Origin of the sequence: Neptunicoccus cionae, from assembly GCF_014643735.1 — a bacterium.
Classification (GTDB): Bacteria; Pseudomonadota; Alphaproteobacteria; order Rhodobacterales; family Rhodobacteraceae; genus Amylibacter; species Amylibacter cionae.
Genome location: NZ_BMKA01000007.1, coordinates 21,911 through 40,649, shown reverse-complemented (window position 1 = coordinate 40,649; position 18,739 = coordinate 21,911). Strand labels below are relative to the sequence as shown.

19 protein-coding genes are annotated in these 18,739 nt (G+C 56.3%); 9 read left to right on the top strand and 10 right to left on the bottom strand.

Features of this window, described 5'->3' with window-relative positions; genetic code table 11:
• Positions 1-3: 3 nt before the first annotated feature.
• Positions 4-312, bottom strand: a complete 309-nt coding sequence (locus IEX10_RS17180) for a YciI family protein (protein WP_188678210.1) — start codon at positions 310-312, stop codon at positions 4-6.
• A gap of 220 nt (positions 313-532) precedes the next feature.
• On the opposite strand from IEX10_RS17180, the gene IEX10_RS17175 reads away from it, so the two are divergent.
• Together IEX10_RS17175 and IEX10_RS17170 are read left to right on the top strand one after the other, a co-directional pair.
• The gene (locus tag IEX10_RS17175) at positions 533-1,486 is read left to right on the top strand and encodes a DMT family transporter (RefSeq protein WP_188678208.1); all 954 of its coding nucleotides are present in this window, start codon (positions 533-535) and stop codon (positions 1,484-1,486) included.
• Positions 1,487-1,526: 40 nt separating this feature from the next.
• Positions 1,527-1,925: a rhodanese-like domain-containing protein gene (locus tag IEX10_RS17170; RefSeq protein ID WP_188678205.1), complete on the top strand. Its 399-nt coding sequence runs from the start codon at positions 1,527-1,529 to the stop codon at positions 1,923-1,925.
• A 15-nt stretch (positions 1,926-1,940) separates the two neighbouring features.
• On the opposite strand, the gene IEX10_RS17165 is transcribed toward IEX10_RS17170, so the two are convergent.
• The 8 genes from IEX10_RS17165 to ubiE form a co-directional block, all read right to left on the bottom strand.
• The gene (locus tag IEX10_RS17165) at positions 1,941-3,584 is read right to left on the bottom strand and encodes an amidohydrolase (protein WP_188678203.1); all 1,644 of its coding nucleotides are present in this window, start codon (positions 3,582-3,584) and stop codon (positions 1,941-1,943) included.
• Positions 3,585-3,644: 60 nt separating this feature from the next.
• Positions 3,645-4,670, bottom strand: a complete 1,026-nt coding sequence (locus IEX10_RS17160; RefSeq protein ID WP_188678201.1) for an ABC transporter substrate-binding protein — start codon at positions 4,668-4,670, stop codon at positions 3,645-3,647.
• Between the two features lie 5 nt (positions 4,671-4,675).
• Positions 4,676-5,497, bottom strand: a complete 822-nt coding sequence (locus IEX10_RS17155) for an ABC transporter permease (RefSeq protein ID WP_188678199.1) — start codon at positions 5,495-5,497, stop codon at positions 4,676-4,678.
• Positions 5,490-6,392, bottom strand: coding sequence for an ABC transporter permease (locus tag IEX10_RS17150; RefSeq protein WP_188678197.1), 903 nt, complete (start codon positions 6,390-6,392; stop codon positions 5,490-5,492). The genes IEX10_RS17155 and IEX10_RS17150 overlap by 8 nt, the downstream gene beginning before the upstream one ends.
• Positions 6,392-7,462 (bottom strand): ABC transporter ATP-binding protein, encoded by a 1,071-nt coding sequence (locus tag IEX10_RS17145; RefSeq protein WP_188678196.1) that lies wholly within the window; start codon positions 7,460-7,462, stop codon positions 6,392-6,394. Before IEX10_RS17145 ends, IEX10_RS17150 begins: the two co-directional genes overlap by 1 nt.
• Positions 7,463-7,655: 193 nt before the next feature.
• Entirely contained in the window at positions 7,656-8,537 is an 882-nt protein-coding gene (locus tag IEX10_RS17140; protein WP_188678194.1) for an MBL fold metallo-hydrolase, read from the bottom strand.
• Between the two features lie 78 nt (positions 8,538-8,615).
• Positions 8,616-10,139, bottom strand: coding sequence for a 2-polyprenylphenol 6-hydroxylase (gene ubiB, locus IEX10_RS17135; RefSeq protein ID WP_188678192.1), 1,524 nt, complete (start codon positions 10,137-10,139; stop codon positions 8,616-8,618).
• A gap of 1 nt (position 10,140) precedes the next feature.
• Positions 10,141-10,890, bottom strand: coding sequence for a bifunctional demethylmenaquinone methyltransferase/2-methoxy-6-polyprenyl-1,4-benzoquinol methylase UbiE (ubiE, locus tag IEX10_RS17130; protein ID WP_188678190.1), 750 nt, complete (start codon positions 10,888-10,890; stop codon positions 10,141-10,143).
• Between the two features lie 106 nt (positions 10,891-10,996).
• Between ubiE and mutM the strand changes: the two genes are divergently transcribed.
• The 5 genes from mutM to dnaA all read left to right on the top strand — a co-directional run bounded on the left by mutM (position 10,997) and on the right by dnaA (position 15,373).
• Positions 10,997-11,869, top strand: coding sequence for a bifunctional DNA-formamidopyrimidine glycosylase/DNA-(apurinic or apyrimidinic site) lyase (gene mutM / locus IEX10_RS17125; RefSeq protein ID WP_188678188.1), 873 nt, complete (start codon positions 10,997-10,999; stop codon positions 11,867-11,869).
• A 74-nt stretch (positions 11,870-11,943) separates the two neighbouring features.
• Complete coding sequence (locus IEX10_RS17120; protein ID WP_188678186.1) at positions 11,944-12,720, top strand: enoyl-CoA hydratase; 777 nt, start codon at positions 11,944-11,946, stop codon at positions 12,718-12,720.
• Between the two features lie 96 nt (positions 12,721-12,816).
• Positions 12,817-13,083 carry a 30S ribosomal protein S20 gene (gene rpsT, locus IEX10_RS17115; protein ID WP_188678184.1) on the top strand — a complete coding sequence of 89 codons (267 nt, stop codon included), beginning with the start codon at positions 12,817-12,819 and terminating at the stop codon, positions 13,081-13,083.
• A 460-nt stretch (positions 13,084-13,543) separates the two neighbouring features.
• The gene (locus IEX10_RS17110; RefSeq protein WP_188678183.1) at positions 13,544-13,981 is read left to right on the top strand and encodes a rhodanese-like domain-containing protein; all 438 of its coding nucleotides are present in this window, start codon (positions 13,544-13,546) and stop codon (positions 13,979-13,981) included.
• Between the two features lie 18 nt (positions 13,982-13,999).
• A complete protein-coding gene (dnaA, locus tag IEX10_RS17105; protein WP_188678181.1) occupies positions 14,000-15,373 on the top strand; it encodes a chromosomal replication initiator protein DnaA in 1,374 nt (457 codons plus the stop codon).
• Positions 15,374-15,451: 78 nt separating this feature from the next.
• Here dnaA and IEX10_RS17100 read toward each other — a convergent pair whose 3' ends face one another.
• Positions 15,452-16,147, bottom strand: a complete 696-nt coding sequence (locus IEX10_RS17100; RefSeq protein ID WP_229678611.1) for an SGNH/GDSL hydrolase family protein — start codon at positions 16,145-16,147, stop codon at positions 15,452-15,454.
• Positions 16,148-16,456: 309 nt separating this feature from the next.
• Between IEX10_RS17100 and dnaN the strand changes: the two genes are divergently transcribed.
• Both dnaN and recF read left to right on the top strand, forming a co-directional pair.
• Positions 16,457-17,575, top strand: coding sequence for a DNA polymerase III subunit beta (gene dnaN, locus IEX10_RS17095; protein WP_188678179.1), 1,119 nt, complete (start codon positions 16,457-16,459; stop codon positions 17,573-17,575).
• A 64-nt stretch (positions 17,576-17,639) separates the two neighbouring features.
• The gene (gene recF, locus IEX10_RS17090) at positions 17,640-18,692 is read left to right on the top strand and encodes a DNA replication/repair protein RecF (protein ID WP_229678616.1); all 1,053 of its coding nucleotides are present in this window, start codon (positions 17,640-17,642) and stop codon (positions 18,690-18,692) included.
• Positions 18,693-18,739: the final 47 nt, after the last annotated feature.

The following is an 18,739-nucleotide window of genomic DNA, read 5'->3' as shown; positions in this document are numbered from 1 at the left end:
GGGTCACATATCGATGCACCCGGCGACCTCAACGCTGCCACTTTTCAGGATAGGACACCCTTTTGCCAGCTCCACGGCATGGTCGATCGTGTCTGCTGATACGATGGCATAACCGGATGCGGGATTAGAGCCCCCGTCGTCGGCAACACCGACTGCGTTAACAGTTTTGCTTTTGCCGACAGGCGCACCACCGTCTACGACAGCATCGCCCATGTCCCCGTACCATTTTTGCCAGGCCTCCATTTCCCGTGCGCCTTCTTCGGGGGTGTCAGGCATCTTTCCGCCATGAAATACAAAAAGAAAATTGGGCATATTATCCTCCAGTCGGGTTTGATTAAAATCGAACTGCGCGAAAACAGAAACCTGTGCGTCAAGGGGCGACAACTTTGGCAGCTGCGCTTGAACCTGGCACGCATGACCTGACAAAACCTGCGTCTTCCAGACTAGCACGTTTCGCCGCTTGAAAGTATGTAATTTACCAGTAAGGTCGGCCCGATACACCCCAAGCCCTTTCCCACCACAGGCCCCTGCGATGAAACTCTCGGATAACATGCAAGGCGCGGCTTTGATGACGGCCTCTATGGCGGGGTTTGCGCTGAATGATGCTGCGTTGAAATTCGGCGGCAGCGACATGGGGCTGTTTCAGGCTATTTTCATCCGCGGGATATTTGCCGTTCTGCTGATCGGCGGCTTTGCTTTTATGCGTGGCGCGCTATCGGCCTTGCCAGCAAAGCGAGATCTGCGCTGGATCTCGATTCGATCCCTCGCAGAGATCGGGGCAACGCTGTGCTTTTTGACCGCGCTTTTCCACATGCCGCTCGCGAATGTCACGGCAATTTTGCAGGTTCTTCCCCTAACGATCACGCTCGCCGCTGTGGTGTTTCTTGGCGAACCGATTGGCGGGAAACGCATTTTAGCAATTCTTGCCGGCTTTCTGGGAGTTTTGATCATCATCCGTCCCGGCACATCTGACTTTAACGCCTATGCGCTGCTTGGACTTCTGGCCGTGGGCTTTGTCACCCTGCGCGATCTGTCCGCCCGCCAGCTGAGCGTGAAGGTCTCCAGTCTTTTTGTCGCTTTTGTAGCGGCTTGTGTCATCACGCTGGCGGGGGCTGTTGGCGTATTCGTCAGCCAAAGTTGGACGCCCGTGGACCCGACGGAGCTAGGGATTCTCGCGCTCGCGGCCTGTTTCCTGTTTGTGGGTTATTACTGCTCTGTTGCGACCATGCGCGTGGGCGAAGTGGCGGTTGTGACGCCGTTTCGCTACTCCATCCTTTTGTGGGCAATCGCGCTTGGCTGGCTGCTGTTCGGGGACATTCCTGACGGCTGGTCAATCCTTGGCATGGCCATTATCTTCGGATCGGGCGTTTTCACCATGTGGCGCGAGCGTAAAGTTAAGCGCGCAGCAGAGCGTACGACAAAGCAACGGGAAACAGCTGTGAAAGCAGGGCTTGCAAGCGACATGCCTCCGGTTAACCTACGTTAAACACACGGGGCAGATGATCCTGCAATAGAAAGAAATTAAAATGCCGCAAACCATTACAAAACACGTCAAAGACATGGTCGCAGAGGCGAACACCCGCGTCACGACAATCCCCACAACAGAAGCGTTTGATCTGGTGGACAGCCCTGATCACGTGCTGATCGACCTGCGGGATTTTCGCGAACTAAAGCGAGGCGGCAAAATACCGGGTGCGTTTTCCTGCCCGCGCGGGATGCTGGAATTCTGGATCGATCCGGACAGCCCCTACCATAAGGACGTGTTTAATCAGGATAAAACCTATGTGTTTTATTGCGCCAGCGCATGGCGGTCCGCATTAAGCGCGCTGGTCGCACAAGAGATGGGGCTAAAACCTGTCGCCCATATCGAAGGCGGTTTCGGGGCGTGGGTGAAAGCCGGCGGTCCAGTAGAAACCATCGAGTAACGCCAGCCCCTTCGGTCAGGCACGGTAAGTAATGCGCCCGCCGCAGATGGTCGCTACGGGTCGGGCCTTACCCAGTTGGTCCGGCTCGATCCCTTCCAGATCAGTGTCCATCACCACCACATCTGCCATCATACCGGCCCGTAATTTGCCTTTGCGGGTCTCGTTGAACTCCACCCAAGCATTGTCGCGGGTATAAGACGCCAGCGTCTCGCGCAGGTCTTGGCGTTGGTCGGGCCAATGTTCCGGCAATTCAACACCTACCACGGCCCCTTGGATCGTGGGCATCACATCGACAGGCACCACCGGCCAGTCGGTTGAGAAGATCACCTTGGCGCCTGCGTTCCGGATGGTCTGCCATGCGAAGGCGTGTTCATATTGAAAGTCATGCAGAAGGTAGCCCTTTTCGTAGGGCGGGAAAAACCCGCCAAGGGGCGAATGTAATGGCTGGATTGACGCCACGACCCCAAGCTCTGCAAAGCGCGGAATATCGTCGGGATGCACCGTTTCGATATGTTCGATGCGGTGGCGACTGTCTCGTGGACCGTTGGCCCTGCGCGCGGCTTCGTAACCATCGAGCGTCTGGCGCACGGCGGCGTCCCCTATGGCATGAACCGCGATTTGCAATCCCATGCTATCGGCGCGGGTGCAGGCCTCGTCAAAGTGGTCGGGGGAAAACAACGGCGCGCTGCAACTGTCGGTGCCCGGATAAGGCTGCAACATATAAGCGGTGCGGCTGTCGATCACCCCGTCCATGAACATCTTGACCCGCGAAGACCAAACCATATCGCCGCTATAGGCCGCACGCATTTCTGCGGCTTCTTCGATCCGGTCGAGCGGATCTGTGTGTTTCAGATGCATCGGCACTTCGGTTCGGCACAGCAGATCGCCGTCTTCTTCTAGCGCGGTCAGCAGTTCAAGCTGATAGAAGTTACCGTCCATGTTATGCAGGCCGGTGATCCCGTGAGAGGCGCAATGCTCCAGTCCGCGCAGCATCACAGCTTTGTCCACAGCCCGTTCTTTGGCGGTTACAGGAGGTTCGGGATTGGCGCCAGTCATCAGACCCAGCATCTCCCGCCCGCCCAGCGCGGTACAATCCAGAACCGCCTTATAGGCCCCCGGCTCCCGCAGTTCGCCAACTGCGGTGCCATCTCCGGCCATGACAACTTCTGAACCTTCATCCACCACGGCGCCGTGCAACAGCCCAGCCATTTCCAGCGCTTTGGTATTGGCCCAGACCGTGTGATGATCCGAGGCCATTGCAGCAAAGGGACGGTCCGGCATTGCCGCATCCAGATCCTGACGGGTGATCGGGCGGTCGCCCATCGCGTGATAGTCGATGGCGCTTGCAAACAGCAGCGGATCATCAGGACGGGAGTTTGCATAAGGACGCACAGCCGCCGCGATTTCATCAACGCCTTCTGCGCCATAAAGATTCAGGTAATCCAGTTCTGCTGCGCCTTGAAACAGATGCACATGGCTGTCGATAAAGCCGGGGAGCACGGTGCCGCCTTCGGCGTCGATCACTTTGGCCGTACCTGCAATCTCTTTGATTTCAGCGGCACTGCCAACGGCTGCGATGATGCCGTCCTTAATTGCCAATGCCTCGGCGTCCGGCCCGTCAAAGGTGATGACGCGGCCATTCAGGATTACCAGATCCATAATTTCGGTCCTTTAAATAAAAAACGGCGCACCCGTTCACCGGATGCGCCGAAATGGGTATTACTTTTGCAGTTCGGTCCAGATTTTTGTATAAATCTTGGTGGCCTCTGGCGGGCAAACTTCGGCGATATAGGCCGCTTCTTTCAGGTCCGCAGGGATATTCACCTCAGGGGCATCTGCCATATCTGCTGGCATGAACTCCGCAGAACCTGCGATCCCGTTTGCATAACGTGCAAATTCAGAGATCAGCGCCGCATTTTCCGGTGCCATGATAAAGTTCATGAACGTCTTGGCGTTATCGGGATTCTTCGCATCAGCCAGAACCGCTACGTTGTCCATCCACACCGGATAGCCTTCTTGCGGGTACCCGAATACGATGTCCTCATTTTGAAGACGGGCGCGGAAGGATGCGCCGTTCCAGTTTACACCAGCGGACAGGTCGCCCTTGGCGTATTTCTCAATCGCGCCGTAATCAATCGACAGCCAGTGCGGTTTCGCCGCCATCAAAGTGTCGCGCACTTTCTTGAGCACGTCTTTGTCAGCGGTGCATTGGTCCCCGCCCACGTATTTGATCGCCATGCCCATCACGTCGTTCATTTCGGGAACCACGTTGATCTTGCCCTTCAGCTCCTCCGGTGGATCAAGGATGATAGACGAGGTGTTCGGGTCGCCGCCATAAACAGCGGTGTTCACCGTCACGCCCACGGTTCCCCATTGCCACGGCACAGTATAATTGCGGCCCGGATCAAAGGCGACGTCTACCCACTGCGGGTCCATGTTTTTGAAGTTGTCCATTTCGTTGGGCTTCACTTCCATTAGCAGCCCTTCGTTGATCCAGATTGGAACATAGGTGCCGGATGGAACAACAATGTCAAACCCGTGACCGCCCGCCTTGATCTTTGCCAGCGCCGTATCGTTGCTGTCGTAATCCGTCACAGTCACCTTGATGCCGGTTTCTTCTTCGAATTTGCTGATCAGATCGGGGTTTGTGTAGTTGCCCCAGTTATAGATGTTCAGCTCGCCATCTGCAAAAGCAGGCACGCCCAGCGCAGCCGCAATCCCGATCGCAGTTACCAACGTTTTCATGTCAGTTACTCCCTGTTCGTTTGTGTTCCGCTCTTGGAAAGTAGATAGAACGCGATCACAAGAGCGACTGAGATCGCGAGCAAAGCTGTCGATATGGCGTTGACTTCCGGTGTGACCACGCGGCGCATCTGCCCGAGCATATAGGTCGGCAGCGTATCCTGCCCCGCGGATTTCACAAATTCGGTAATCACCACATCGTCCAGCGATATCACAAAGGCCAGCATACTGCCCGCCAGCACACCCGGCCACAACTGGGGCAGCGTCACACGGCGAAACACCCGCCACGGCGTGCCGTAAAGATCTGCCCCTGCTTGTTCTAGGTTCAGGTCCATACCCTGAAGCCGCGCACGGATCGGCATATAGGCAAACGGAATACAAAAGGCAGAGTGCGCGATGATAAGATACATCAATCCGGTGTAGCCCGTCGCCACTTTGATCATCGCAAAGAAGATCAGCAGCGCCACCGCCGTAACAATTTCGGGGATCATCAGGGGCTGGTTGATCAGGGCAAACACAAAGGTATAGCCGCGAAACCCTCTCGTGCGGGTTGTGGCCAGCGCTGCCATAACCGCCGCACTGGTGGCAATCACCGACGCACTGGCAGCGATGATAAGCGACAGGATCGTTGCGTCCTGCACCTTTTCATTCTGCCATGCCTTCACGTACCACTGCCACGAAAAGCCTTCCCAGATCGCAATGCTTTGACCCGCATTAAAAGAATAGACCACCAGAAGGATGATCGGCAGGTACAGCACCGCAAAACACAGCAGCGCAAGCGGGACAAAACCGGTCTGGCGGCGGACATCAAAAGCGCGCGATTTAGCCATGGGACATCTCCTCGCGGCCAGCGGCGCGCACATAGACAATCAGCGCGACCATCACGATGGCCAGCAAAGTAATCGACAGCGCCGCACCAAGGGGCCAGTTCCGGCCCTGCCCGAACTGCAATTCTATCAGATTGCCAAGCATCAACTGTTTGCCACCGCCCAGCACACGCGGCGTGACATAGGCCCCAAGGGAGGGCACAAAGACAAGGATTGACCCTGCAATCACACCGGGTTTCACAATCGGGAAAATCACCCGCCGCAGCACCCGCCACCGCGAGGCGTAGAGGTCATAGGCTGCCTCAACCAATGAGAAGTCAAACCGCTCCATCGCGGCATAAATCGGCAGCACCATAAGCGGCAGATAGACGTAGAACATGCCCAAGGTGATCGCAAATTCGGTGAACAGCATCTGGATCGGCTGGTCGATAATCCCCAGCCCGATCAGCAGCGAATTGACCACCCCCTCGTTGCGGATAATCTCCATCACCGCGAATGTGCGGATCAGCAGGTTCGTCCAGAACGGGATCATGATCAGCAACATCCAAATGTCCCGCTTGTCCTTGGGGCGTGTTGCAATGAAATAGGCGGTTGGGAAGCCGACGATAAAGGCCACCAGTGTCGTCATCAGCGACAGTTTCACAGACCGCCAGAAAATCGACAGATGGGCATCCGAAAAGGACAAAGTGTCGTCGAAAAAGTCCCGCTCCACGACCACATTGAACCAAGCGTCGGTGGAGAATTTCCAGACCACCCCGCCGTAATCACCGGGGGTCAGGAAGGAATAGATCACCACGATCAGCAAGGGACCAGAGGCTGCGAACAGAAGGATCAACAGCGCTGGCGAAAGCAAGAGCCAGCGGCGGCGGGTGGCTTGAGTGTCGGATGCCTGTGCCATCAGTCCCTCAGCACCTGACCGACGCCGGCCTCAAAGCTGATGCCAACGGTATCGCCCACTTCACAGAGCTCACCAGCGTTTGGTTGGTTCTGTTCGCGCACCACAAAGGCCGAACCCGCATCAAGCGTCACGTGGTAATGTGTGTCAGTGCCAAAATAGACGATGTTTTGCAAAACCCCGTCGAGCAGGCCGCTCTCTTTGGTCAGTGTCGCGTGTTCGGGGCGCACCGCCAGTGTGACCGCACCGGACTGGCTACCGCCCTGCACTGCCCGCGCCGCAACAGATTTGCCAGACGGCAGGGTCACGGTGGCGACGTCTCCGTCAACGGATTGAAGCGTGGCGTCCAGAAAATTCGTATCCCCGATGAAATCGGCTACAAACCGTTCGGCGGGATGGTCGTAGATGTCTTTCGGCCCGCCGATCTGCAAAATACGTCCCGCGCTCATCACTGCGATCCGGTCGGACATGGTCAGGGCTTCTTCCTGATCATGTGTCACAAAGACAAAGGTAATGCCAGTTTCCGATTGCAGGCGCTTCAGTTCGATCTGCATTTCCTTGCGCAGTTTGAAATCGAGCGCCGACAAGGGTTCGTCGAGCAGCAGGACTTTCGGGCGCGGGGCGAGCGCACGGGCCAGCGCGACCCGTTGCTGTTGGCCGCCGGAAATCTGGCTGGTCATCCGGTCGGCCATTGCCGTCATCTGCACCAGCTCCAGCATCTCGCCAACGGTCTGTTTGATCTCTGCCTTGGGACGGTCCTGCATTTCCAGACCAAACCCGATATTCTGGGCCACAGTCATATGGGGAAACAGCGCGTAGTTCTGAAACACCGTGTTCACAGGCCGCGCATAGGGCGGCAGCGGCAGCACATCCTGCCCTTCGATCGTCAGAGACCCCTTGGTCGGATCCACAAACCCCGCGATAGAACGCAACAAAGTGGTTTTGCCACAGCCAGAGGGGCCAAGAAGGGTGAAAAATTCGTTTTGACGTATCTCTACATTGATGTCGTCAAGGGCGGTGAAAGCATTGGCGCCTGACCCGAAGGTTTTCGACAGACCGGAGATTTCAATCATTGTGCCTCTATTAAATGGCTTGAGCGGTGTCAGTCCGAATGGCCCCATTTTTGGGCCATCCACCACCTACCTTAGCGTCAACTGTCCGCCCCGAGTCAACGTGTTTGTTTTAATTAAACGGCTGAAATTAAGGCACTCTGCTTAAAGGGCGAACATTCGCCTAAGGCCCATAAAAGAATTTCAAGACAATAACTTACAACCCGTTCACGGGAACCTTTAGCATCGGGTTACCGTCGTCATCGGTTGGCATCACGCCGGCGCGCATGTTCACTTGTAAGGACGGAATAATCAGCTTGGGCATCGCCAGTTGCGCATCCCGTTCGGTGCGGAATTTGATAAACTCCTCGCGCGTTTTCCCGCTGCCTACGTGGATGTTGTGGACCTTCTCCTCGCCCACGGTGGTTTCCCATTTGATGTCCCGACCATTCGGGCCGTAATCATGACAGATGAACAGGCGCATATCGTCGGGCAACGCGAGAACCTTCTGGATACTATCATAAAGCTGCCCCGCATCCCCGCCTGGAAAATCCGCCCGCGCAGAGCCTCCGTCCGGCATGAACAGCGTATCGCCGGTAAAGGTCGCATCACCGATCACATGGACCATACAGGCAGGGGTGTGACCGGGGGTATAGATAGCGAAAGCCTCCATCGTGCCGATCTGGTAGGTATCACCGTCCTGAAACAGCGCATCAAACTGCGACCCGTCCCGCTGGAAAGCAGTGCCTTCGTTGAAGATCTTCCCGAAGGTTTCCTGCACCTCCATGATCTTTTCACCAACGCCGACCTTCCCGCCGAGCCTTTCCTGTATATAAGGTGCGGCGCTCAGGTGGTCCGCATGAACGTGGGTTTCTATAATCCAGTCGAGCGTCAGCCCGCGGCGGGTGATTTCGGCGATCAACGCATCGGCGTGGTCATAGGTGATCCGTCCTGCGGCGTAATCAATGTCCATAACACTGTCGATAATCGCACAATGATCGCTGTTTGGATCTTTGACGATGTAGCTGACAGTGTTGGAGGCTTCGTCAAAATGGGCCGAAACCTCGGGTTTGACGTCCATATTTACCGGATAGGCCATTTGCATCTCTCCACAATTCGGGGTGTCTCCCCGCGAGTGTTGCACAAGGGGCGCAATCTTCGCAAATGCAAATCCGGTTTAATCCAGCGCCGCCACAAGGATTGCCACAAAAGCCCCACCCAGAACAAACCACGCCATCTGACGCCAGCGCGACACAGGGCGGCGGGTTTCAGGCGCCGCGGCCGTGCGCAGCAAGGCGTTTTCCACCAGTTGGGGCAGTTGCGGGCCAAACCGGGACAGGGTGCGCACGGTGCGCCCAAGATCCCGCACAATCGCCTTTGGTCCCAGATTGTCAGTGATGTAAGTTTCAACTACCGGCTTTGCCACTTCCCAGATGTTCAGCGACGGATCGAGCGAGCGGCCAACCCCTTCGACCACAACCATCGTGCGTTGCAGCAGGATCAGTTCGGTGCGGGTCTCCATACCAAAGCGCTCGGTCACATCAAACAAATGCCCAAGCAACCGCGCCATCGAAATCTTGGTGGCATCCTGCCCGAAAATAGGCTCCCCAACAGCGCGCAGGGCAAGAGCGAACGCCTCGACGTCCTGATGGGCGGGGACGTAGCCTGCCTCAAAATGCACTTCGGCGACACGGCGGTAATCCTTGCGTATGAAACCGATCAAAATCTCTGCATAAACGCGGCGGGTGTATTCGTCGATCTGCCCCATGATCCCGAAATCAAGCGCGACCAGCTCCCCCCCGGGTCCGGCTTTCAGGTTCCCCTGATGCATATCTGCATGGAAGAAACCGTCCCGCAGCGCATGGCTAAGGAAAACCTGCACAATCCGTGCACCCAGCGCAGGCAGGTCATATCCCGCTTCGCGCAGCGCATCTACATTGCTTAATCCGATGCCATCGACCCATTCCAGCGTCATCACAGCGCGGGCGGAGTGTTGCCAGACCATACGGGGTACGCGAAAGCCTTCGTCCCCTTCGGTATTGGCGTGGAACTGGTCGGCGGCACTCGCCTCCATTCGCAGATCCAGCTCCCCTTTGACGACGGATTCAAAGTGGTTGATCACCTCGGTCGGATGCAAACGCCGACTAGAGGGGGACAGAAGTTCGATCATCTGCGCGGCAAAATGAAAAGCGTCGACATCTTTGCGAAATGCCCGCTCAATACCGGGACGCAGGATTTTGACGGCAACGTCCTGCCCTGTATCCTTCAAACGCGCGTGGTGTACCTGCGCAATCGAAGCTGCCGCAACGGGTTCGGAAAACTCTGAAAAAATCTGCTCGACCGGTGCGCCAAGCGAATGTTCGATTTCGGCGCGGGCCTCTTCCATCGGGAACGGTGCGATCTTGTCCTGCAAGACCTGCAATTCCCGTGCCATATCAGCACCAACCACATCGGGGCGGGTGGACATCAGCTGACCGAACTTGATGTAAGCCGGACCGAGCGCTGTAATCGCCCGCAGCATCGGGGGCTGTGTCGGATCGCCCTTCAGGCCAAGCCATGCAAACGGCCAGCCGAGAATACGCGCAGCAAAGCGGACTGGTGCAGGGGCGTCCACGGCCTCTAGCGCCATTTTCATGGCACCGGAGCGTTCAAACGTGGCGCCTGTGCGGATCAACCGCCAGATATTATGAGGTCCGCGCATATTAGATTTTCCACCCGCTGTGCAGTGCGGCAATGCCCAGCGTCAGATTGCGGTACTTGGCGTTTTCAAACCCGGCGTCCTTCACCATCTGCAAAAACGTGTCTTGGTCTGGAAACTTGCGGATCGATTCCACCAGATACTGATAGCTGTCCGCGTCGTTGGCGATTATCTTACCCATCGGCGGAATCACATTGAAAGAGTAGCGGTCGTAGGCCCATTGCAGAGCGGGGTTCGGAATTTGCGAGAACTCCAGAACCATCAGACGACCACCCGGGCGCAACACGCGGTAGGCTTCGTTCAGTGCTTCCTGCGGGCGGGTGACATTCCGGATGCCAAAGGAAATCGTGTAAACGTCAAATGTGTTATCCGCAAAGGGCAGCGCCATCGCATCGCCGCAAACCCAATCCAGATGATCGGCCATATCCTCGGCCTCGGCCCGCAGACGCCCCGCATCAAGCATGCCTTGCGTCATATCAAACACGGTTGCATGGGCCTCGGGGGCGCGCTTCAGGAAGCGGAAGGAAATATCGCCAGTGCCGCCTGCAACATCCAACAGCTTTTGTGGACCGCGCGGCGCTAACCAGTCCATCATCGCATCCTTCCAGATCCGGTGAATGCCCATAGACATAGCGTCGTTCATTATATCGTATTTCGACGCCACATTGGAAAACACCCCATGCACCATGCCGGCTTTGGCGTCTTCATCCACGGTCTGAAACCCGAAATGGGTGGTCTTTTGCGATTCGGTCATGGTCTGGCCCTCGGGTCTTGTGTTCGGACTATATATAGGGTGATTGAAACAGAGGAAATGCGGCATGGTTGTTTGTCGCAGTTTAACCCCATAAATGGAGGGGCGTATGCCTGAACTTCCAGAGGTCGAAACAGTACGGCGCGGGCTGGAACCTGCAATGGTGGGCAAACGCATCGCCTTGGCAGACGTGCGCCGCCCCAACTTGCGCTGGCCGTTTCCCGATGGCATGGCCGACCGCCTGACTGGCGCACGCATTGAACGGCTGCGCCGCCGCAGCAAGTATATTCTTTGCGATCTGGATACCGGCGAAACGCTTCTGATCCATCTTGGCATGTCGGGCCGGATGCTGATTGCTCCGCCAAATGCAGAAAACGGGCGCGATATGCTGGGGCAGTTTCATCACCTTCACCCTGCCCCCGAAAAACACGATCACGTTGTACTGGATATGGAAGACGGCACACGGATCACCTTTAATGATGCGCGCCGCTTCGGGGCGATGGACCTTTTCGCCACCGAACTGGGCGAGACGCATAAATTATTAGCAGTGCTCGGGCCGGAGCCTTTGGGCAACGGGTTTGACGAAGCCTATTTCAAAGCGGCGCTGAAAGGAAAGAACACCCCGATCAAATCTGCCCTGCTCGACCAGCGGATCGTGTCAGGTCTGGGCAATATTTATGTCTGTGAAGCCTTGTGGCGCACCGGCATATCCCCCCTGTGCAAAGCCGGCGGCATCAGCGGCAAACGCATCGCGTCTCTGGTGCCAGCGATCCGTCAGGTTTTGGCAGAAGCTATCGAATCAGGTGGTTCCTCTTTGAAGGATTACCGGCAAACCGACGGTGAACTGGGTTATTTCCAACACAGCTTTGCGGTTTACGGGCGCGAAGGCGAAGCCTGCAAGACGCCAGATTGCGCGGGCAATATCAAACGTGTGGTGCAATCGGGACGGTCGAGCTTCTTTTGTAACACCTGCCAGCGGTGATTTTGCGGCAGACTTGAAACCGGTGCTGGGCGTGGTAAGGCTAAACGCTTGAGAAACAGCAAGTGAGTGCACACATGGGCTATGAAACCCTGATTGTAGACATCGACGACCACGTGGGTGTGATCACCCTGAACCGGCCGGATGCTCTGAACGCCCTGAACCAGCAACTGCTCAAAGAGCTGGCTGCCGCCCTTGGCGTTATGCAAGAGAACGAGAAAGTGCGCTGCATCGTTCTGGCAGGAAGCGAAAAAGCCTTCGCCGCCGGTGCGGACATTACAGAGATGTCCGAACAATCCTTCGTTGATATGTTCTCGTCAGATTATTTCACTGCCGAAACCGAAGCGATCCTGCGCTGTCGCAAACCGATCATCGCAGCCGTATCAGGCTATGCGCTTGGCGGTGGTTGCGAACTGGCAATGATGTGTGACTTCATCATCTGCTCGGACACCGCGAAATTCGGCCAGCCCGAAATCAATCTCGGCGTAATTGCCGGAATCGGTGGCTCCCAGCGTCTCACCCGCTTTGTCGGCAAATCCAAATCTATGGAAATGCACCTGACAGGCCGGTTTATGGACGCAGAAGAGGCAGAACGCTCCGGTTTGGTCAGCCGAATCGTCCCCGCCAAGAAGCTTATGGAAGACGCGATGGCCACTGCGGCCAAGATTGCGGAGAAATCCACCTTGGCCACAATGGCAGTAAAAGAAGCTGTCGACCGCTCCTATGAAACCACTCTGCGCGAGGGCATTTTGTTCGAACGCCGTTTATTTCATTCACTTTTTGCCACGGAAGACCAATCCGAGGGCATGTCCGCCTTCATGGAAAAACGCTCTGCGAAATTCCGAGGCAAATAACCCGCAAACTTTCGCGCTTCAGACCGTTGACTTATTGGCAAACTGGTCCTAGAAGCGCGTTTCATCTTTCGACTCCGTAAGATCAGGATATTTATAATGGCTAACTCGCCACAAGCGAAAAAACGCGCGCGCCAAATCGAACGCCGCACTGAAGTAAACAAAGCCCGCCGCTCGCGGATCCGCACTTTTCTGCGTAAAGTAGAAGAAGCGATCACTGGTGGTGACCAGGCTGCTGCCGCTGATGCACTGAAGGCTGTTCAGCCAGAAGTAATGCGCGGTGTCTCTAAGGGTGTTCTGCACAAGAACACAGCCAGCCGTAAAATCTCGCGCCTGTCCGCACGCGTGAAAGCAATGGCCGCCTAAACCAGGCTGCCATCGGCGTACACAAAAGATGCAGGGCTTATGGGCCCTGTTTTTTTGTGTCTGAACGCCAAAGATTGCACTGTAGAAACCCTGCTGTGTATTTCGGACACACCTGCCACCCTTCCTGCGTTATCGCGGATGTTCCGCTTTTAGTCCCGTTGCCGGAATCGGTGGCGTTTACTAGATTGACCGGACAGCTGCGGACCTTGCACCCGGGGCATTTCTAAGATGGGAAAATATGTAAAACACCACTTAACAGTGGTGAAATTTTGCATGCGCATCCAAAATTTATCCAGCATTTCCAAGATGTTAAATAAGTACAGATTCGGAAACCAATTTGCGAGTCAACAGAGAAGAGTCATTGTCCGCTGCGCCTCGCAGTTGCTATCAACGACGAGTGATTCACCGCCAAGCGGGGAATCGTAGAACAGAATACTCTTTGAATCGGGGCAGACACATCATGACAAACAAGGTTTCAGAAGTTGAACCTATGCTGGCTTGGGAAATGCTGCGCGATCACGAAGATTCCGTATTGGTGGACGTGCGTACGCAGGCCGAATGGTCTTTTGTGGGTCTCCCCGATCTTTCTGAACTGGGCAAACAACCGCTGCTAATCCAATGGATGACCTTGCCCGCAATGCAACCGAACCCGGACTTTCTGGACGGGCTCGTAAACCAGCTGGACGGTGCTGCGCCGTCCCGTATCTTCTTTCTCTGCCGATCAGGTGCCCGTTCTATGGCTGCTGCATCACTCACCGCTGAGGCCTTTGCTGCGCAAGGCAAAACAGTGGAATGCGTGAATATTGCCGAAGGGTTTGAAGGGGATTTGAACGAGAACCGACACCGCGGGGCTTCGAATGGCTGGAAAGCAAGAGGATTGGCCTGGCGGCAATCTTGAATACTTTTTGGGGACAGAATGAAGACTGATGTTTGGGGCTCAGTACAGGACCGGCTGCGCGATGATTTAGGGGCAGATGCTTATAAGAACTGGATAGAACCACTGGTTTTTGAAGGTTTTGAAGCAAATGTCGCACGTTTCAAAGCGCCCACCGGATTTCTGGGTAATTGGGTATCGCGGAACTATTCCGACAAAATACAAATGCTCTTTTCGGAGCATGGTGCCGATGTGGCGCGCGTTGAATTTGCGACCAGTGTTGCAAAGAAAGCCGTGGCCGCGAATGGCAGTGCTGGGAAGGCGCCAAAGGTTGCGGAACCTGTGGCCCAGTCCCGTGCAACCGGTTCACCGGAACTGCCCGGTGCGCCTTTGGATGCACGCTTTACCTTTGACGCCTTTGTCGTCGGCAAACCGAACGAGCTGGCCCATGCCGCAGCCCGTCGTGTGGCCGAGGGCGGTCCCGTCACGTTCAATCCGCTGTTCCTTTATGGCGGCGTTGGTCTTGGTAAAACCCACCTGATGCACGCCATCGCTTGGGAAGCCCGCCGCCGTAATCCTGACGCGCGTGTTCTGTATCTTTCGGCAGAACAGTTCATGTACCGCTTCGTTCAGGCACTGCGCTTTAAGGACACGATGAGCTTTAAGGAACTGTTCCGCTCTGTTGATATCTTGATGGTAGATGACGTGCAGTTCATCGCCGGTAAGGACAGCACGCAGGACGAATTCTTCCACACATTCAACGCGCTTGTGGATCAGAATAAACAGATCGTGATTTCTGCGGACCGTGCGCCCGGTGAAATTGACGGGCTGGAAGAACGCATCAAGTCCCGCCTGCAATGGGGGCTGGTGGTTGACCTGCACCCGACGGACTATGAACTGCGGTTGGGCATCCTGCAAACCAAGGCGGAATCCCAAGCCCAGCACTATCCCGAAGTCAGCATCGCCTCCGGCGTTCTGGAGTTTCTGGCCCACCGGATTTCCACCAACGTGCGGGTGCTTGAAGGGGCGCTGACACGGCTTTACGCCTTTGCCTCGTTAGTTGGTCGCGAAGTAACGCTGGATGTGGCGCAGGAATGTCTCGCGGATATTCTGCGCGCAACCGATCGCAAGGTTACGATTGATGAAATCATCCGCAAGGTTGCGGACCATTACAACATCCGCATGACAGATATCCTCAGCCCGAAACGCGCCCGCGCTGTGGCCCGTCCCCGTCAGGTTGGCATGTTCCTTGCAAAAACGCTGACGTCTAAATCCCTGCCCGAAATCGGCCGCAGGTTTGGTGGGCGGGATCATACAACGGTGATTCATGCGGTGAAGAAAATCGAAGAGCTGCGCTCAGTGGACAGCCAGATCGCAGAGGACGTGGAAATGCTGCGCCGGATGCTGGAAGCTTGATAAACTGCTGATACGGCAAACAGTTTTAAGCGGGCGGTCCAGCGACTGCCCGTTTTTTTGTGCCGACTTGATAGGCACTTAGGGCGTTTTGCCGGACTCGCCTATTACCTTGGCAACGCGGGCAGCAATCGCAGCGCTGCCTTTGCGGGACGGGTGGATCATATCACCGCTGTGAAAGCTGCGATCTCCGTAGGGAACCATATCCTTTAGCGAAACCATGTGAACGCCTTCATCATAGGCTGCGAATTTGGCGATCCTGCTTTCCAATTCGTCCCCTTCATCGCGGCAATGTTCAATCGGAGAGCCACGCCCCGGACTGCGCAGATAGCCGACATAGACAACCTTAGCGCCAGTTTTACGAATATCGGTGATCAAGGAAGGGATTTTCCCGCCCTTCCCGTCCTTGCGCGCCAGTTTGTCCAGTTTGTTCTTACACACCACGCAGCCACAGCCGAGCCACAGGTCGTTCCCGCCCCCGTTCAGCACGACCCAATCCCAATCCCCCGCACGATACTGTTTGCCAATATTCAAACCGGCACTGCCTGAAATCGGGAGGTGATAGATGATACGTGCCCCCATGACGGATCGATCAATGACCGGCAGGCCCAGCGCCTGCTCCAGCACATCGGACACGGCATTCCCGCTCATGCCGTGGGACGCCAGCATAGAATCACCCATAGTTAGAATCCGCGCCGAGGAATCCCGTGACACAGATTCGGTGCAGCCCGACAGCAACAAGGACAGCACAGCGAAACAGGTGGTAGAAAATTTCATCAGGCGATCAACTCCGTTGGTTCTTAAATTAATATCCACGCCGGAGCGTTCGGGAAGAATTTAACGAAAAACATGTGCAGATTTTGTGACGTTGAAAAGGAAATAGCAAAGCCAACAAAGGCAAAACGCACTGGACAGGGGCAGGCCAAGGGCCGTTCTGTGGCATCCCCGTATGATTGCAGGGTTTTTTGCCTCTTCGATTCGCCTTCCGCTTGACCCTTCGCGTTATCCCGTGCTTTGTGAAACAGAGCTTGAAATCGAAGCCATTTGGCGTAGAGTTTGCGACCCACGCAATCTGAGGAGCGGGACATGAAGGTCAGTATTGAACGCAGCGCTTTGCTTAAAGCGATGTCACAGGCGCAATCCGTAGTGGAGCGTCGCAATACGATCCCTATTCTGGCCAATGTGCTGATCGAAGCCGAAGGCAACACCGCCAGCTTCCGCGCTACGGATCTGGACATAGAGGTCGTGGACAAGACACCTGCGATGGTTGAACGGGCCGGCTCCACAACGGTTGGCGCCCATACCCTGCACGAAATTGTGCGCAAACTGCCTGATGGTGCGATGGTTGATCTGACGGACGACGGCGCATCTGGTCGCCTTGAGGTCAGCGCGGGTCGCTCAAACTTCTCTCTGGCGACGCTGCCGAAAGAAGATTTTCCTGTGATGGCCTCGTCTGATTATGAATGCAACTTCACCGCCAATGCGGCTGTGCTGCGGCGCCTGTTCGACAAATCGAAATTTGCTATCTCAACCGAAGAAACCCGTTACTATCTGAACGGTGTGTATATGCACGCGTCAGATCGGGACGGCGAGAAAGTTCTGCGCTGCGTGGCAACGGACGGTCACCGCCTTGCGCGCATTGATGCGCCTCTGCCCGAAAACGCGGAAAGCCTGCCCGGTGTGATTGTCCCGCGCAAAACCGTGGGCGAGTTGCGTAAGCTGCTGGAAGATGACGACGCGGATATTGCCGTGTCTGTGTCCGAAACCAAAGTACGCTTCGCCACGCCGGAAATCACGCTGACATCCAAAGTCATCGACGGATCCTTCCCCGACTACACGCGGGTGATTCCCCAAGGCAATACACGCCGTCTGGAAGTAGACGCTGCGGAGTTCGCCAAGGCTGTGGACCGTGTCTCAACCGTATCAAGCGAACGCTCCCGCGCGGTGAAGCTGGCACTGGACGAAGACCGTCTGATCCTGTCCGTTAATGCGCCCGACAGTGGCGCTGCCGAGGAAGAGCTGGCCGTTGCTTATGGCGACGAGCGTTTGGAAATCGGCTTTAACGCAAAGTATCTGCTGGAGATTGCCGGACAGGTGGACCGCGAAAACGCTGTGTTCATGTTCAACTCCTCCGGCGATCCAACCCTGATGCGGGAAGGCAACGATGAAACCGCGGTCTATGTCGTGATGCCGATGCGGGTGTAAGTTGCCCGCAGCCCCGACACTCGCGCTGCAAAGCCTGACGCTTTCCCATTTCCGATCCCACAAGATGACCCGTCTGGAAACAGACGGGCGTCCGATTGCGATCTACGGGGCAAACGGGGCGGGCAAGACCAATATCCTTGAAGCGATTTCCCTGCTGTCGCCCGGTCGCGGGCTGCGGGCTGCCAAGGTGGACGAACTGGCCCGTGCGCCGGAATCAGTGGGCTGGAAAATCTCGGGCGTGTTGCAAAGCCTGAACCAGATCCACGAAATCGAAACCACCTTTGCGGGCAGCGGGTCGCGGGTGGTGCGGATTGATGAAAAAACCACATCGCAGGCTGCCTTGGGGCGTGTCGGTCGGGTGGTCTGGCTGGTGCCAGTGATGGACCGACTGTGGGTCGAAGGGGCTGAAGGGCGGCGGCGGTTTCTCGACCGGCTCGCGCTCAGCTTTCATCCAGGGCATGCAGATGCAAGCCTGACTTACGAAAAGGCCATGCGCGAACGCAACCGGATGCTTAAGGATCAGGTGCGCGATCCTGCTTGGTACAGCGCGGTGGAATCGCAAATGGCGCGTGCCGGTGCACAAATCCACGCCAACCGCACAGAGGCGCTGTCTCTGTTGCAGGCCGCGCAAGACAAAGCGGACACGGCCTTTCCCGCAGCCCACTGCACCCTGATCCACGCCGACGGAATTGCCCTGCCCGAAACTGACGAAGACCTCGCAGCCGCATTTGCGAGCAACCGGAACCGCGATCTTTCGGCTGGACGCACCCTGATCGGACCTCACCGCGCCGATCTGGAAGCGGTTTATGTGGCTAAGGGAATCGCGGCACGCAATTGTTCCACCGGAGAGCAAAAAGCCCTGCTGATCTCGCTCATTCTGGCCAACAGCCGCGCGCTGGCGCAGGAGTTTGGCGCACCGCCGATCCTGCTGCTGGACGAAGTCGCAGCGCATCTGGATGCCAGCCGCCGCGCCGCACTTTTCGACGAAATCTGCGCCCTTGGCGCGCAGGCATGGATGACCGGCACTGGACCGGAGTTGTTCACCGATTTCGGTCCCCGCGCAATGCGTCTTGCAGTGCGTGAAGAAAACGGGCTTTCTGTGGTTGATCCACATTAATGGAGTTTTGAGACTTCGGTGGTTTCCATAAGTCCCGGCACTCGTCA

What these genes read in the sequence shown, in the direction of transcription:
- IEX10_RS17180 (WP_188678210.1), bottom strand. Translation starts at nt 312, where the DNA reads ATGCCCAATTTTCTTTTTGTATTTCATGGCGGAAAGATGCCTGACACC.
- IEX10_RS17175 (WP_188678208.1), top strand. Translation starts at nt 533, where the DNA reads ATGAAACTCTCGGATAACATGCAAGGCGCGGCTTTGATGACGGCCTCT.
- IEX10_RS17170 (WP_188678205.1), top strand. Translation starts at nt 1,527, where the DNA reads ATGCCGCAAACCATTACAAAACACGTCAAAGACATGGTCGCAGAGGCG.
- IEX10_RS17165 (WP_188678203.1), bottom strand. Translation starts at nt 3,584, where the DNA reads ATGGATCTGGTAATCCTGAATGGCCGCGTCATCACCTTTGACGGGCCG.
- IEX10_RS17160 (WP_188678201.1), bottom strand. Translation starts at nt 4,670, where the DNA reads ATGAAAACGTTGGTAACTGCGATCGGGATTGCGGCTGCGCTGGGCGTG.
- IEX10_RS17155 (WP_188678199.1), bottom strand. Translation starts at nt 5,497, where the DNA reads ATGGCTAAATCGCGCGCTTTTGATGTCCGCCGCCAGACCGGTTTTGTC.
- IEX10_RS17150 (WP_188678197.1), bottom strand. Translation starts at nt 6,392, where the DNA reads ATGGCACAGGCATCCGACACTCAAGCCACCCGCCGCCGCTGGCTCTTG.
- IEX10_RS17145 (WP_188678196.1), bottom strand. Translation starts at nt 7,462, where the DNA reads ATGATTGAAATCTCCGGTCTGTCGAAAACCTTCGGGTCAGGCGCCAAT.
- IEX10_RS17140 (WP_188678194.1), bottom strand. Translation starts at nt 8,537, where the DNA reads ATGGCCTATCCGGTAAATATGGACGTCAAACCCGAGGTTTCGGCCCAT.
- ubiB (WP_188678192.1), bottom strand. Translation starts at nt 10,139, where the DNA reads ATGCGCGGACCTCATAATATCTGGCGGTTGATCCGCACAGGCGCCACG.
- ubiE (WP_188678190.1), bottom strand. Translation starts at nt 10,890, where the DNA reads ATGACCGAATCGCAAAAGACCACCCATTTCGGGTTTCAGACCGTGGAT.
- mutM (WP_188678188.1), top strand. Translation starts at nt 10,997, where the DNA reads ATGCCTGAACTTCCAGAGGTCGAAACAGTACGGCGCGGGCTGGAACCT.
- IEX10_RS17120 (WP_188678186.1), top strand. Translation starts at nt 11,944, where the DNA reads ATGGGCTATGAAACCCTGATTGTAGACATCGACGACCACGTGGGTGTG.
- rpsT (WP_188678184.1), top strand. Translation starts at nt 12,817, where the DNA reads ATGGCTAACTCGCCACAAGCGAAAAAACGCGCGCGCCAAATCGAACGC.
- IEX10_RS17110 (WP_188678183.1), top strand. Translation starts at nt 13,544, where the DNA reads ATGACAAACAAGGTTTCAGAAGTTGAACCTATGCTGGCTTGGGAAATG.
- dnaA (WP_188678181.1), top strand. Translation starts at nt 14,000, where the DNA reads ATGAAGACTGATGTTTGGGGCTCAGTACAGGACCGGCTGCGCGATGAT.
- IEX10_RS17100 (WP_229678611.1), bottom strand. Translation starts at nt 16,147, where the DNA reads ATGAAATTTTCTACCACCTGTTTCGCTGTGCTGTCCTTGTTGCTGTCG.
- dnaN (WP_188678179.1), top strand. Translation starts at nt 16,457, where the DNA reads ATGAAGGTCAGTATTGAACGCAGCGCTTTGCTTAAAGCGATGTCACAG.
- recF (WP_229678616.1), top strand. Translation starts at nt 17,640, where the DNA reads ATGACCCGTCTGGAAACAGACGGGCGTCCGATTGCGATCTACGGGGCA.